The following is a 12,652-nucleotide window of genomic DNA, read 5'->3' as shown; positions in this document are numbered from 1 at the left end:
CTCCCCTGGGGGCTCCTGAGTCAAACAAACAAAAACGCCGCCGGGACCTGGGTCCGGGCGGCGTTCTTGATTTGAGGGACCGATTAACCCAGCGGGCGGCTGGACCCGAAGAAGAGTGCCTGGCTGATGGCAGCCCGGACAGTCTGCTCCTGGAACGGCTTGGTCACGAGATACGTCGGTTCAGGACGATCGCCAGTCAGCAGGCGCTCGGGATAGGCGGTGATGAAGATCACCGGGACACTGTCGATAGCCAGAATGTCGTCGACTGCATCGAGACCCGATGAGCCGTCTGCCAGCTGGATGTCGGCAAGCACCAGTCCGGGTGTCTTCTGAGCGACAACTTCCTGAGCCTGTGTACGGGTCGCAGCGGTGCCGCAAACCTCGTGACCCAGCGACGTGACCAGATCTTCCAGTTGCATCGAAATGAGCGGTTCGTCCTCGATGATGAGGACGCTGGTCGAACTTTCACGGTCGATTTCGCTGACCGCTTCCTGGACCAGGCTCTCGATTTCGGATGGCTCGACTTCCATGATCTCGCTCGCCTGTTCGACGGAGAAATCTTCGAGCGTGGTCAGAAGCAGAGCCTGCCGGTTCATGGGGGTGATGGATTTCAGGCGATCCTGTGCGGCACTTTCGTGATCGCCATCGGACGGCTCCTGAACGTCCAGGTAAGCGCTGGACCAGACCTTGTTGAAAGCACGATAGAGAGGGACGCGACCACCCTCCAGCGATGCCTTCAGATCGTCGTCGGCCAGAGCAGCCTCCAAGGTTGCGCGTACGAACGCATCACCGGTAGCCTGAGATCCGGTCAGTGCCCGCGCATAGCGGCGCAGGTAAGGCAAGTTTTTCGCGATTTGGTCACCAAGCGACATATAACCCCTTCCGTGGTTTGCGCGCATTGAACGCGCCGCCGAGCGAACGGTTCCTCGCTTGGCTCCCGAAATCATCTTGTTTGACAAATGTTTCAATCGCAGCGACGAGGTTGGTCTTCGAGAGGGTTAACGAGGGGGTGCGAATGTTCGAGATTGCTGAGCCCTATGCTTGCCAGGAATGCCCCCTGCAGAGCTGCCCCGGGCTGCGACCGCTAGATGCTGCGCAGCAAGAATACATGCAATCGGTCAAGCAGGCGGAAGTCAGCTTCGAGCGAGGCGACATCGTCTTGAAGGAAGGTGAGGAAACCGACCATCTTTTCACCATCCTCGACGGCGTGGCCATTCGCTATCTCGAACTTGAAGATGGTCGCCGCCAGATCATCAATTTCATGTTCCCGGGCGATCTCGTCGGCTTGCAGGGCGCATTCGACGAAGCGCTGAGCCATTCGGTCGAAGCCGTCCTTCCGCTTCGCCTTTGCCGGTTCCGTCGCAACGATTTCGTGCACCTGATCAGGGAACACCCACGCCTCGGTTTCGATATCACCTGGCTCGCCGCCAAGGAAGAAAACGCGCTGGAGGGACATATCGTCTCCCTCGGGCAACGCAGCGCGCGCGAGCGCGTCGTTTACCTGGCTGCCTGGCTTCTCGACCGGGCACTGGCCACAGGCATCGCGCGCGACGGCAACAAGCTTTCGATGGCCATAACCCAATCGCAGATCGCGGATATGCTGGGATTGTCCCTGGTCCATACGAACCGAACGATCAAATCGCTCGACCGCGACGGTCTGGTCCAGTGGAGCTCCCGCGAAATCTGCGTTCCTGACATGGATGCCGCCGCGAAATACGCCAGTTTCGAGCGGTCGGAAAAGGGGCAGCGACCGTTCGTCTGAACAGGATCGAAAAAAATTCAAAAAATTTTTGCGGGGCAGGGAACCCCATTCCGGTCGAGACATTTCTACTATGTCACCGCCGAGACCCCCCTCCCGTCCAAGCGGCTGGTGATACGATCCCGAAAGGCCTTCGCTCCAAGAGAGCGGAGGCCTTTTTTCTTGTCGCTATAGAATTGAAGGAAGTGGGGCCTGCTTCGCTTGCCTCACGGCAGTGCTCAGCCTGGGCGCAGCGCCCCGCGCAGACGCGAAATCATGCCGCGCTTTTCGGGCTGGCACAGCACATCGACCAGGACTGCGGGATCGTAAGGCTTTTCGAGAACGCTTCCCATTTCCGCGATGTGTTCAGGAATGTCTTCGGGCTGACCGGTAGAGAAAATGATCCGGGGGCTATCCGGCCCCAATTCCCTGACAAGTTCTGCAATTGCCCAGCCGTCGTCGCGGTCGGCGAGATGCACGTCGAGTACGATGGCGTCAGGCCGCTTGCGGCGTAGCGCCTCAAGGGCCGTCTCGGTTGTCGAACAGATATCCACCTGCTTCACACCCGCCGCCTGGAGAGCATCTTCGAGCATTACGCCAAGAATTGCCTCGTCCTCGACGACAAGGACATGCTCGGGCATTTTGCAAACGGAAGATGAAGCGCGTGCGATGGTGTTCGATCCCGATAGAAAGGTCCGTTTATTCGGCACCTACTTTCGAAAGGCAGTAACGGCCAACCGGTTCCCACCGGCCACACATTCGAACGCGGCGTTGCTTCGGGGCAACGGATTTGGGGCTACAGGGTCTTCTCGTACACTACGTATTCGCGATTAACCCGGCTGTCGATTGCGTCCGCGATTGCTTTCATCCCCTGGTTGTCATCGAGGATCCAGCCGATCTCGCCGCGGCGAGCCTTGTATTTGGTCGCAGCGATATCGCGGATTTCGCTGATCATCATGAAAGCAAGCTGGCTGGCGAGCCGCGAATTGTGCAGTTCCTTGAGGACACCCATCAAGGGCACGCGCATGTCCGCCTGCTTGGGCTTCTTCAGCCAGCGCAGCAGCTTGAACCAGCCGAAGGGCAAAAGCTTGCCTCCGATTTCCTTCAGGGGACGGTTGATGTCGGGGAAGGTGAGCATGAATGCGACCGGCTTGCCGTCCAGTTCGGCGATCATGTTGAGGTCTTCGTGGATGATCGGCTTCAGCTTCTTTCCGGCCTGCTCGATCTCGGCTTCGGTGAAAGGGATGAAGCCCCAGTTCTTCGACCATGCATCGTTGAGGATGTGCAGGATCGTCTCGACTTCCTCGTCCCACTTTTTCTTGTCGACCTTGCGCACATGGATACGCTCGTTGCGTTCGCCGGATTTCACGATGCGGCGGATCAGCGGCGGAAATTCCTGCTGTACGTCGAGGTCATAGGTCAGGAGGCGCTTGGCTTCGCCGTAGCCGGACCGTTCGATCCACTGCGCATAATGCGCCGGATGGTGTCCCATCATGATCATGGGGGGGTGGCTCTGTCCGATGACGAGCAGGCCCGGTTCTTCCCAGATCGACAGGGAGATCGGGCCGAGGACGCGCGTCATGCCGCGCGACCGCAGCCAGTCCTCTGCCTTTGCGAATAGGGCGGCGGCTACGGCTTCGTCTTCGGCATCGAAATAGCCGAAGAGGCCAGTCCCGGGACCCATCCCCTGCTCCGTCGGCAATTCGAGGGCGAGGTGGTCGATATGCGCTGAAATACGCCCGACCGGCTTACCGCCACGCAGAGCAATATATAGCTGAACGTCGGCGTGCTCGAAGAATGGGTTCTTCGCCGGGTTTACAAGCTCGAGCTGCTCGGAACGCAATTGCGGAACGAAATGCGGCTCCCGTGCGGCAAATTCCCTTCCGAGGTCGACGAAGGCAGCGCGCCCTTTCTTGTCATTTGCCTCTACGATCACGATATTCTGGTCAGCCACGCAGCACTTCCCTTGTTCAGCCGGGGTTAGCCCTGCGTATGGCATATGATCTTTGTCAAGGAATCGCGCGCGGTCGATCACTATGATCGAGACCCGAGACTGTCATTTTTCGCGCCGATCCACTAAGGCTCCCCCCAGGAAACGACCATGAACGCTGAACAGACCATTCCTGCTGCAAATCCTGCGCCTTCGCGCGATATGCGCGGCTGGCATTCGCAAATCGCCGACGACAAGGCGATGCTTCGCGGTGCGCGCGATTTGACCAAGGATATCGCCGAACACCGTGCTTCGATCTACTGGACCGACATGGTCGGCTCGGCCTTGCTGGGTTACGCGTCGCTCGCCGGTGCCATCCTGACGCAAAGCACTGCGCTGGCGGTCGCTCTGTCGATCGTGTCGGTGCTGGCGCTTTATCGCGCACTTCTGTTCATCCACGAGATCTCGCACTTCCGGAACGGGGCATTGCCCGGTTTTCGCGGAGCGTGGAACGCGCTGGTCGGCATTCCCATGCTGACGCCGTCCTTTATGTATGAGCAGGTTCACACGCTGCACCACAAGCGCACGCAATACGGCACGGTAGAGGATCCGGAGTATCTCCCGCTCGCCCTGATGAAGCCGTGGAGCCTGCCGCTGTTCGTCATTGTCGCAATCCTTGCGCCAGTGGCCCTGCTGTTCCGCTTTGCGGTGCTGGTGCCGCTGGGCGCGATCATCCCGCCGATCCGCCGCCTGACCTGGCAGCGTGCCAGCGCGCTGGCGATCAATCCGGAATTCCGCCGTCGCCCGCCCGAAGGCGACCTGCGTCCGCGGGTCATGCTGCTGGAGCTGGGCGGGTTCGTCTGGTCGTGGATGCTGGTCGGCAGCGTCTTCGCCTTCGGCTGGAAGCCGCTCCTCTTCGCACTGGGCGTTGCATCCGTCGTCGCGCTCCTCAACCAGTTGCGCACACTCGTCGCGCATTTGTGGGAGAACGAGGGCGAGGCGATGACCGTGACCGCGCAGTTCCTCGACAGCGTGAATGTGCCGCCGCCAGGCGTTGTCGCCGAAATCTGGGCCCCGGTGGGCCTGCGCTATCACGCGCTGCATCACCTTATGCCTTCGATGCCCTACCACTCGCTGCCCGAGGCGCACCGCCGCCTCGTGCGCGAACTGGGCACGGAATCGACCTATCACGGTGCGAACCACGCCGGGATGGGCGTGCTGGTTGCGCGCATTGCCCGCAGCACGATGGGTGGCCGCAAGGGCTGAGTGCCCTCAGCTTAAAAACCTGATCATCGCGCAGCGGCGCTCACGCGGGAGGCCGTGCGCGACCTCTTGCTCGATATCGGCTTTCAAGCGCGGATGGGCATCTAGGTCCTCGACCGTCTCGAAACCCAGCCGTGCATAGAAGGGCGCGTTCCACGCGACGTCGGTAAAGGTCGTTAGCGTGAGCGCGGCAAACCCGCTGTTGAGGGCATCGACGCCGATAGCCCGCAGCAGCACCGCACCGATCCCCCGCCCCTGCATGTCGGGATGAACGGAAAGCTCGCGTATGTGCAGTTCGCGGCGGTGCGGCTGGGTGGACAGGAAACCGACGACGCGCCCGTCGCTTTCAGCCACCAGGCAATGACCCTTGCGGATCATGGCGCGCTGCGCGTCCGCCGGGATCGGGTCCATGCCGGCTATGCCGGACAGGCCGTCCACTTCCAGGAAGAGCCTGCCTGCCGCGCTTTCGATCGCCGGCAGGTGCTCGGCATCTTCCGGCTTAGCGAGCCGGATGCTCCAGCCGGTCATTCCTCGGTCCGGATCAGGACGGTTTCACCGATCAGGAGGAACAGGAAGAACGGCGCCCATGCCGCGAGGAAGGGCGGGTAACCACCGAAATTGCCCATTGCCAGCGCGGCATTGTCGACCACGAAATAGGCAAAGCCCAGCGCCATGCCGATCAGGGCGCGCACGAAAAGCTGGCCCGATCGCGCCAGTCCGAAAGCGGCCACTGCGCCGAGCAGCGGCATGAGAAAGGACGACAGCGGGCCGGACAGCTTGTGCCACCACTTGGCGCGCATTTCACCCGTGCGCCTGCCGGCTTCTTCATAAGCATCGATGGTCGGCCCCAGCTCCCAGAAGGGCACCGCATCGGGATCGATTCTGGCAAGATCGATCTGGTCGGGGGTGAGGCCTTCACCCACCACGATCTCGTCGCTCGTCGCGTAATTGGCCGTGGCGACCTCGAAGCGCTGGACATCTTCCAGCTTCCAGCCCGGTGCCGCGTAGGTGGCGCGGTCGGCTACGATCTGTTCGAGGATCGCGCCGTCTGCGTTGCGGCGGTAAAAGGTAACCTTGCGCATGGCGATGGCATTGCCTTGCCCCGCCAGCTGGGCCGCAGTCATCACGTTCTCGCCATCGGTCAGGTAGACGTTGGCTCGCACATTGGATTCTTCGGGAATGGGCCCGTATTCGGCCGCCTCCCAAGCCTTGAGGGTGGCCGTCGCGCGGGTCACCAGACGTTCGTTGAAGACGAAGCTGAACGCTGCAACGACCAGCGCCGTCAGCAGCAGCGGGGCGAGGACTTGGTGAGCCGACAATCCGGCCGCCTTCATCGCGATAACTTCGCTGTTCTGGTTGAGCGTAACCAGCGAAATCAGCGTCGCGAGGAGCACCGAGTAAGGCAGGAAACGCTGGATAAGCTGCGGTATCCTGAGGCTGGCATAGGTCAGCAATTCGCCTTGCCCGTTACCGTCAACCGCCAGGATCTTGCCGCTGTTCGACAACAGGTCGAGCATCATCAGCACGAGCACGAGCATGACCAGTACCGCCAGGATGCGGACCACGAACAACTTCGCGAGGTAGAGCGTCAGCGTGCGCGAGGGGAAAAAGTCGAGTTGCATCGATCAGCCCTCCGCCGCCAGGTCGTCATCCGCAAGGACATGGTGTCGGCGCTTGCGTTTGAAGAGCTTGCCAATCTTCTTGGAAATCTTGGCGAACCAGTTCTCCAGCGCGCCGATTGCCTGTCCGCCCGGCACGAAGGCCACGCGCCAGTACATCCACAATATCAGCGCGGCGAAAATCACGAATGGCCCCCATAGGGCGAGGATCGGGTCGGCAAGGCCCAGCGCGGCCACGTCCTCTCCGTATTGGTTTATCTTGTGATAGGCGACGACCATGATGATCGACAGGAAGACGCCCAGCGCGCTGGTCGATCGCTTGGGCGGTATGCCAAGCGCCACGGCGAGCAATGGCATCAGCGCCATCATTACGACCTCGACCAGCCGGAAATTGAAGCTCGCCTGGCTGGCGTCGCGCTTGGTTTCGGTCTGGTTGTCCGCCCAGCCGACGCGCAGCAGTTCGGGCAGGATGTATTCGCGTTCATCCTCGCCGCGCGCCCGGAATTCCTCGATCGCGGGCAAGTCTATGGGCAGGTCATGGCGTGTGAAGGTGAGGACGCGGGGCGTCTGGTTGCCCGTGTCCTGGACGATGGTGCCCTCGGTCAGGCGCAGGATGATCGTGTCGGGATCGTCGGTAGTGGCGAGGAATGAACCCTCGCGCGCCGAGATCGACAGTACCTGGCCCTTGTCGTTGGCAACACGCGCAAAGATTCCGATCAGCCGCCGGCCATCGTCTTCGCTTTCCTCGATCCGCAGCGCCATGCGATCGGCGAGCGTGGTGAATTCTCCCACCTTGATCGATGCCCCCAGAGCGCCGGAGCGAAGCTCGTATTCGAGCCGCTCGTAGGTGAAGCGGCTGACGGGCTGGACGAAGAAGACCAGCGCCACATTGATGGCCATGAAGACCATGGTGATGATGTAGGGCACCCGCAGCAGGCGGCCGTAGCTGAGACCGACTGCGCGGAACACGTCCAGCTCGCTCGTGGTGGCGAGCTTGCGGAAGGCGAGCAGGATGCCCAGCAGCAGGCCAAGCGGAATCGCAAGGCTGGCATATTCGGGAACGAGCGTCGCCAGCATCTTGAAGACGACACCGATCGGTCCGCCTTCCACCGCCACGAAGTCGAGCAGGCGCAGCATCTTGTCGAGGGTCAGGAGCGATGCCGCGAGGGCGAATACGCCCAGCATCGGCACGATCACCAGCCGGAAGATATAGCGGTCGATGGCAGGAAGGAAGTTGAGCACGCGGTTTCCGGTTTCTTGGCGTTCGGGCGGCTCTAGCGAGAAATTACCCGCGCGTCATGCCCTACCGGAAACGAGAAAGGGGATGGCGATCAGGCCTTCTCCAGCGTGCACTGCAGCGGGTGCTGGTTCTCGCGCGCGAAATCCATCACCTGGTTCACCTTGGTCTCGGCCACTTCATACGGAAATACGCCGCAGACGCCGACACCCTTCTGGTGGACGTGCAGCATCACGCGGGTCGCCTCTTCCATGTTCATGCGGAAGAAGCGCTTCAGCACGATGACGACGAATTCCATCGGCGTATAATCGTCGTTCAGCAGCAGGACCTTGTACTGGCTCGGCTTCTTGGGCTTGGTACGGGTCTTTGTCGCGAGACCGGTCTGGCCTTCGCCCTCGCGGTTGTCGTCATCCTCGCCATTGGCGGCGCGAATTGGGGGGAGGGCGGTGTAATCGATCATCGGTAGCGGCAATATCGTATCGTTTCACCAAATCGCAAGGCATCAGTCAGCCCCTGCGCCGTCGCGAGTTAAGAAAACGTCGAAACGGACATCTTGGGACCGAAAAAGGAAACGGGCCGAACGACAGTGATGTCGTCCGACCCGTCCTGTCCAACCACCGGGCGAGGGAGAGAGGAGAGAGAGCCCGGCGGATTGAAGTCAGTTTGCCTTAGGCAGCCTTGCGGACCTTTTCGGCAGCGAGGCTGAAGCGGCTCGAAAGCGGAGCGAAAGCTTCGTTGGCCAGCTTGACCATGGCTTCGGTGTTCTTCGAAGTGGTCGAAACCATCGCGTCGAAGTTGCGACGTGCGATTTCACCCTGGAGCTGGAAGAGTTCGGTCGGCGACTTGATCGCAGCGAACTTCTTGACGTCGCCCTGGACGGTTTCGGCAGCCGACTTGGCTTCTTCGACATAGGTGCGGCCCATGTCCTGCATGCCGTTGGCGAGGATCTTGCCCGATGCGACGAGAGCTTCGAGGTTGCCCTTCTGGAATTCGACGACGTCCTGGGTCATTTCTGCACCCTTGTCGTAAGCGGCCTTGGCGCGGGTCTGCACGTCGGCAGCAACTTCCTTCGCCTTGGCGGTGTAGTCGGTGGTCTTTGCGTTCTTGGCAGTAGCCATGATGGTATCCTTCAACTTGGAAATCGGAGTGGTGGCGGTCGCGGGCTTCTTGGCTGCGGCCTTCTTCTTTGCAGGTGCTGCCTTCTTGGCGGCGACCTTCTTAGGAGCGGCCTTCTTCGCCGGTGCCTTCTTGGCAGCGACCTTCTTGGCCTTGGCCGGAGCGGCCTTCTTCTTTGCGACCGGCTTCTTCTTGGCAGGAGCGGCAACGGCCTTGGCGACCTTGTCGGCCTTGACCGGTGCGCTCGTGTCCGCTTCGACTGCCTTTTCGACGGCCTTCACGTCCACGTCGCCCTTGGCCGCGTCAGCAGCCTTCTTTTCCGCTGCGTCGGCAAATGCCTTCTCGGCAGCGGCGTCAATTTTGCTCTGGCTATCAGCCATGGGAAACCTCACTTTGTTGCAGTGCACAAAATAGGCATTGCAACTGCGAAGTCAAGGATTTTTTGTGCAGTGCACAATAAACCGCGACGAGGCGTATTTTCAGCGAGTTATACCGGGTTTACCGAGTGGCGACGTAGCGTCCAGGCGCATTTTCGATGACCCTGTCACCTTTCGCACCGGGCTTGCGCTTGCCTTTTGCGGGCACGGTTTCGCCGTCCTGTTCGCGCAGCCAGTCGATCCAGTCCGGCCACCAGCTTCCCGGATGCTCTTCGGCCCCTTCGCGGAATTCGGCGAGGCTTCGCGGGGAGCCGTCATTGGTCCAATACTGGTATTTGCCGGAGGACGGCGGATTGACCACGCCTGCGATATGGCCCGATCCGGCCAGCACGAATCGCAATGGGCCGCCGAAATGTTCGGTGATCCTCCAGACGCTTTCGGCCGGCGCAATGTGGTCTTCCTTGCCCGCCTGCACATAGGTGGGGGTGTTTACCCGGCCGAGATCGACCGGCGTATTGTCGACCGTCAGCGCGTCGCCTTCGACGAGCCTGTTGTCGCGGTAAAGATCGCGCAAATACTGCTGGTGCCACTTGGCGGGAAGGTTGGTTACGTCCCCGTTCCAGTGGAGAAGGTCGAAGGCCGGATAGTCTTCGCCCAGCAGGTAGTTGTTGACCACATAGTTCCAGATGAGGTCCGTGCCGCGCAGCAGGTTGAAGGTCGCCGCCATATACCGCCCGTCGAGATAGCCGTCGGGCGACATTCCCTTGATCGCGGCCAGTTGCTGGTCGTCGATGAAGTTGAGCAGCTCGCCCGCCTTTTCGAAATCCACCTGGGCGGTAAAGAAGGTCGCGCTCCTGACCTTGTCTTCCTGTTCGCGGCGGTGGAGGATCGCCAGCGTGGCGGCTAGCGTGGTTCCGGCAACGCAATAGCCGATCGCATGGACGCTCGGCACGTCCAGCCGCTCGCGCACATGGTCGATCGCATCGATTTGCGCGCGCACGTAATCGTCCCAGATCACGTCCTTCATGCTGGCGTCGGCCGATTTCCAGCTGACCATGAAAACGGTCACACCCTGGTCGACCGCCCATTTCACGAAGCTCTTCTTCGCGTTGAGATCGAGGATGTAGAACCGGTTGATCCACGGCGGGAAGATGATGAGCGGCGTCTCCATGACCTTGTCGGTCGTGGGGGAATACTGGATCAGCTGGTAGAGCGGGGTCTCGTGCACCACCTTGCCGGACGTGGTGGCGATGTTCTCGCCCAGCGTGAACGCGCTTGCGTCCGTGTGGGACAATTGGCCCCGGCGCATGTCTGTGAGCAGATGCTCCATGCCCTTCACCAGATTGTCGCCCCGGGTTTCGAGCGTCCGCTCCATCACCACCGGATTGAGCAGCGGGAAATTGGCAGGGCTCGCCGCCTCGGTGATCGCCTTGGTGGTGAAGCGCAATTGTTCACGCTGCTGCGGATTAAGATTGTCCGCCTTTTCGACCATTTCCGCCACGCGTTCCGCCAGGAACAGATAGGTCTGGTGGATCAGGGCGAAGGCAGGATGTGCGCGCCATTTTTCGTCGGCGAAGCGGCGGTCCTTACGTGGCAGCTCGACCTCGCCGCCGTGCTTTTCCGCTGCCTTGGGGCCAAGGCCGTACTGCCCCAGCACGTCTTCCCACAGGCGCATGCCCTCTTCCATCAGGGCTTTCTGTTGTTCCGCCTGCGCCAGCGGCATCTTCTGGTACCAGTCGGTTGCCAGCGCCATCCAGCGCGCGGGATCGAAATAGGGCACCAGCGCCTGAGGATTGGACAATTGTTCCGACTGGTACTGCAGCCACATGGCCTGGAGCTTCGCGCCGACCTCTGCCCAATGCTTTGCATCTTCGGGCGATACCGCGCCGTCGATTCCCTTGGCCGCATCCATCGTGCCCATCATCGGCGCGAACATGGCGCGCATCAGCTTGGCGGGGCCTTCGTACATATTGGTGAAGGGATCGGGCGTATCGTTCATGGCAATCCTCTGGCGTCGAAGCGCGTCTTTAGTCACTTACACGATAATTCGCACACTTGTGATAGCGAGCGGCTTTGCGCTTGCATCGTGAATAGGTAATCAATGTGACGACGCAAATCACTTTCGGCCAGCATTTCGGCCGGCGTCGCAGGAGCAATGGATGTCCGACGAATTCTACCGCATCAAACGTATGCCGCCCTATGTCATCGCAGAGGTCAATGCGATGCGCCACGCGGCACGTCAGGCGGGTCGCGACATCATCGACCTCGGCATGGGCAATCCCGACCAGCCGCCGCCGCAGCATGTGATCGACAAGCTGTGCGAAGTCGCGGCCAAGCCCGATGCGCACGGCTATTCGCAGTCGAAGGGCATTCCCGGCCTGCGCCGCGCCCAGGCGAATTACTACCAGCGCCGCTTCGGGGTCGAACTCGATCCCGAACGGGAAGTGGTCGTCACGATGGGTTCCAAAGAGGGGCTGTCGTCGATGGCGACGGCCATCAGCGCGCCGGGCGATGTCATCCTCGCGCCGAGCCCGGCCTATCCGATCCACACCTATGGCTTCATGATCGCAGGGGCGACGATCCGCAGCGTACCGACGACGCCTGACGAGAACTATTGGCGCGCGCTCGACAATGCGATGGCCTATACGGTGCCGCGTCCGACCGTGCTGGTGTGCAACTATCCCAGCAATCCGACTGCCGAGACGGTCGACCTCGAATTCTACGAGCGGCTGGTCGCCTGGGCGAAGAAGAACGAGGTCTGGGTGCTGTCCGACCTCGCCTATTCGGAACTCTATTACGACGGCAAGCCGACGCGCTCGATCCTGGAAGTGCCCGGGGCGAAGGATGTCGCTGTGGAATTCACCTCCATGTCGAAGACCTTTTCCATGGCGGGCTGGCGGATCGGGTTCTGCGTCGGCAACCAGAAGCTGATCGCGGCGCTGACCCGCGTGAAGAGCTATCTCGACTATGGCGCTTTCACGCCGGTGCAGGCGGCTGCCTGTGCTGCACTCAACGGCCCGGAAGACGTGATCGCCCAGAACCGCGCGCGGTATCAGGCTCGCCGCGATGTGATGGTCGAAAGCTTTACGCGGGCCGGCTGGGCAATCCCTTCGCCGCCCGCCAGCATGTTTACCTGGGCCAAGCTGCCTCCCGGTTTCGAGCACATGGGCAGCCTCGAATTCTCCAAACAGCTGCTTCAGCACGCCGAGGTCGCGGTCGCCGCCGGAGTGGGATTCGGTGAAGAGGGTGAGGGATACGTCCGCATCGCCATGGTCGAGAACGAACAACGTATTCGCCAGGCGGCCCGGAACGTGAAGCGGTTCCTTGCCGAACACGCGAGCTAGCAAGAGGTTTGCGTATCGCCGCTAGGTA

Annotated in this window: 12 protein-coding genes; 3 read left to right on the top strand and 9 right to left on the bottom strand. The window is 61.1% G+C overall.

Translation table 11 applies throughout. The features are described 5' to 3' along the window. Positions 1–83: 83 nt before the first annotated feature. Positions 84–872 carry a response regulator gene (locus CVE41_RS05005; protein WP_100259661.1) on the bottom strand — a complete coding sequence of 263 codons (789 nt, stop codon included), beginning with the start codon at positions 870–872 and terminating at the stop codon, positions 84–86. A 143-nt stretch (positions 873–1,015) separates the two neighbouring features. Between CVE41_RS05005 and CVE41_RS05000 the strand changes: the two genes are divergently transcribed. Then, entirely contained in the window at positions 1,016–1,762 is a 747-nt protein-coding gene (locus CVE41_RS05000) for a Crp/Fnr family transcriptional regulator (protein WP_100259660.1), read from the top strand. 215 nt (positions 1,763–1,977) lie between these two features. Here the strand turns inward: CVE41_RS05000 and CVE41_RS04995 are convergent, their stop codons facing one another. Both CVE41_RS04995 and CVE41_RS04990 read right to left on the bottom strand, forming a co-directional pair. Next, the gene (locus tag CVE41_RS04995) at positions 1,978–2,379 is read right to left on the bottom strand and encodes a response regulator (RefSeq protein WP_100259659.1); all 402 of its coding nucleotides are present in this window, start codon (positions 2,377–2,379) and stop codon (positions 1,978–1,980) included. Between the two features lie 155 nt (positions 2,380–2,534). Beyond that, positions 2,535–3,692, bottom strand: coding sequence for an N-acetyltransferase (locus CVE41_RS04990; protein ID WP_100259658.1), 1,158 nt, complete (start codon positions 3,690–3,692; stop codon positions 2,535–2,537). A gap of 147 nt (positions 3,693–3,839) precedes the next feature. Here CVE41_RS04990 and CVE41_RS04985 point away from each other — a divergent pair, with 147 nt between their 5' ends. Next, on the top strand, positions 3,840–4,934 hold the full coding sequence (locus CVE41_RS04985; RefSeq protein ID WP_100259657.1) for a fatty acid desaturase family protein: 1,095 nt from the start codon (positions 3,840–3,842) through the stop codon (positions 4,932–4,934). A 6-nt stretch (positions 4,935–4,940) separates the two neighbouring features. Here CVE41_RS04985 and CVE41_RS04980 read toward each other — a convergent pair whose 3' ends face one another. The 6 genes from CVE41_RS04980 to CVE41_RS04955 form a co-directional block, all read right to left on the bottom strand. Then, positions 4,941–5,459 carry a GNAT family N-acetyltransferase gene (locus tag CVE41_RS04980; protein WP_100259656.1) on the bottom strand — a complete coding sequence of 173 codons (519 nt, stop codon included), beginning with the start codon at positions 5,457–5,459 and terminating at the stop codon, positions 4,941–4,943. Beyond that, positions 5,456–6,553: an LPS export ABC transporter permease LptG gene (lptG, locus tag CVE41_RS04975; protein ID WP_100259655.1), complete on the bottom strand. Its 1,098-nt coding sequence runs from the start codon at positions 6,551–6,553 to the stop codon at positions 5,456–5,458. The genes CVE41_RS04980 and lptG overlap by 4 nt, the downstream gene beginning before the upstream one ends. 3 nt (positions 6,554–6,556) lie before the next feature. Then, positions 6,557–7,792 (bottom strand): LptF/LptG family permease, encoded by a 1,236-nt coding sequence (locus CVE41_RS04970; protein WP_100259654.1) that lies wholly within the window; start codon positions 7,790–7,792, stop codon positions 6,557–6,559. An 89-nt stretch (positions 7,793–7,881) separates the two neighbouring features. Continuing rightward, complete coding sequence (clpS, locus tag CVE41_RS04965) at positions 7,882–8,247, bottom strand: ATP-dependent Clp protease adapter ClpS (RefSeq protein ID WP_100259653.1); 366 nt, start codon at positions 8,245–8,247, stop codon at positions 7,882–7,884. A gap of 208 nt (positions 8,248–8,455) precedes the next feature. Continuing rightward, positions 8,456–9,283 carry a phasin family protein gene (locus tag CVE41_RS04960; protein ID WP_100259652.1) on the bottom strand — a complete coding sequence of 276 codons (828 nt, stop codon included), beginning with the start codon at positions 9,281–9,283 and terminating at the stop codon, positions 8,456–8,458. Between the two features lie 118 nt (positions 9,284–9,401). After that, positions 9,402–11,279, bottom strand: coding sequence for a PHA/PHB synthase family protein (locus CVE41_RS04955; protein WP_100259651.1), 1,878 nt, complete (start codon positions 11,277–11,279; stop codon positions 9,402–9,404). A 160-nt stretch (positions 11,280–11,439) separates the two neighbouring features. Between CVE41_RS04955 and CVE41_RS04950 the strand changes: the two genes are divergently transcribed. Beyond that, complete coding sequence (locus tag CVE41_RS04950) at positions 11,440–12,624, top strand: LL-diaminopimelate aminotransferase (RefSeq protein ID WP_100259650.1); 1,185 nt, start codon at positions 11,440–11,442, stop codon at positions 12,622–12,624. Positions 12,625–12,652: the final 28 nt, after the last annotated feature.

Origin of the sequence: Qipengyuania seohaensis, assembly GCF_002795865.1 — a bacterium.
Classification (GTDB): Bacteria; Pseudomonadota; Alphaproteobacteria; order Sphingomonadales; family Sphingomonadaceae; genus Qipengyuania; species Qipengyuania seohaensis.
The sequence above is the reverse complement of the archived record's forward strand: the minus strand, read 5'-3'. Positions and strand labels throughout refer to the sequence as shown.

What these genes read in the sequence shown, in the direction of transcription:
- CVE41_RS04955 (WP_100259651.1), bottom strand. Translation starts at nt 11,279, where the DNA reads ATGAACGATACGCCCGATCCCTTCACCAATATGTACGAAGGCCCCGCC.
- CVE41_RS04985 (WP_100259657.1), top strand. Translation starts at nt 3,840, where the DNA reads ATGAACGCTGAACAGACCATTCCTGCTGCAAATCCTGCGCCTTCGCGC.
- CVE41_RS05000 (WP_100259660.1), top strand. Translation starts at nt 1,016, where the DNA reads ATGTTCGAGATTGCTGAGCCCTATGCTTGCCAGGAATGCCCCCTGCAG.
- CVE41_RS04950 (WP_100259650.1), top strand. Translation starts at nt 11,440, where the DNA reads ATGTCCGACGAATTCTACCGCATCAAACGTATGCCGCCCTATGTCATC.
- CVE41_RS04980 (WP_100259656.1), bottom strand. Translation starts at nt 5,459, where the DNA reads ATGACCGGCTGGAGCATCCGGCTCGCTAAGCCGGAAGATGCCGAGCAC.
- lptG (WP_100259655.1), bottom strand. Translation starts at nt 6,553, where the DNA reads ATGCAACTCGACTTTTTCCCCTCGCGCACGCTGACGCTCTACCTCGCG.
- CVE41_RS04960 (WP_100259652.1), bottom strand. Translation starts at nt 9,283, where the DNA reads ATGGCTGATAGCCAGAGCAAAATTGACGCCGCTGCCGAGAAGGCATTT.
- clpS (WP_100259653.1), bottom strand. Translation starts at nt 8,247, where the DNA reads ATGATCGATTACACCGCCCTCCCCCCAATTCGCGCCGCCAATGGCGAG.
- CVE41_RS04995 (WP_100259659.1), bottom strand. Translation starts at nt 2,379, where the DNA reads ATGCCCGAGCATGTCCTTGTCGTCGAGGACGAGGCAATTCTTGGCGTA.
- CVE41_RS05005 (WP_100259661.1), bottom strand. Translation starts at nt 872, where the DNA reads ATGTCGCTTGGTGACCAAATCGCGAAAAACTTGCCTTACCTGCGCCGC.